This is a genomic window from Teichococcus deserti (assembly GCF_001982615.1).
GTDB classification, from domain to species: domain Bacteria; phylum Pseudomonadota; class Alphaproteobacteria; order Acetobacterales; family Acetobacteraceae; genus Pseudoroseomonas; species Pseudoroseomonas deserti.
The window spans coordinates 1-722 of sequence record NZ_MLCO01000472.1; the positions used below are offsets into that span (position 1 = coordinate 1).

The 722-nt window shown below is 69.8% G+C and carries 1 protein-coding gene; it reads left to right on the plus strand.

The window, feature by feature from the left end; genetic code table 11:
• Nucleotides 1-672, plus strand: a 672-nt coding sequence (locus BKE38_RS29155) for an alpha/beta fold hydrolase (RefSeq protein ID WP_076960606.1), incomplete at its 5' end; no start/stop codon positions are given.
• Between the last annotated feature and the right edge of the window lie 50 nt (nt 673-722).

Here is a 722-nt window from a genome sequence, read left to right on the forward strand (position 1 = left end):
AAGACCCTGGCCGCGAATGGCCGCCGCGTCATCGCGCTCGACCTGCGCAACCACGGGCAGTCGCCGCATGACGCCGTCATGGACTATCCGGTCATGGCGGCCGACGTGGCCGAGACCTTGGCCGCGCTGCTCGGCGACCAGCCTGTCGACCTGCTCGGCCATTCGATGGGCGGCAAGGTGGCGATGACCCTGGCGCTGTCCCAGCCCGCCCGCATCGCCCGCCTGGTGGTCGCCGACATCGCCCCCGTCGACTACCCGCCCGCCTTCCGCCCCTATGCCGCCGCCATGCAGGCCATCCCCCTGCAGGACGGCCTGACCCGCCGCGAGGCCGACGCTGCTCTCGCCGAGGCCGTCCCGAACCCAGGCATCCGCGGTTTTCTTCTCCAAGGCCTGCGCTTCGACCCGCCATCCTGGCGCATCGGCCTGGACGCGATCGCCGCCGCCCTGCCGGTGATCGAGGCCGCGCCGCCCTTCGCGGCAGGCGCCCGCTTCGAGGGGCCGGTGCTGGCGCTGGGCGGGGAGAAATCGGACTACATCCGGGAAGAAACGCGTCCCGTCTTCCGGCGGTATTTCCCTGCGGTGCGCTTCGGCACGGTCAAGGGCGCCGGGCATTGGCTGCATGCAGAGAAGCCGGAAGGGTTCGTGGCGGCGGTGGAGATGTTCCTGAAGTAAGGGTGTGCAGACCAGGGGAATGAATTCCCCTGGACCCCTTCTTTTTTCTG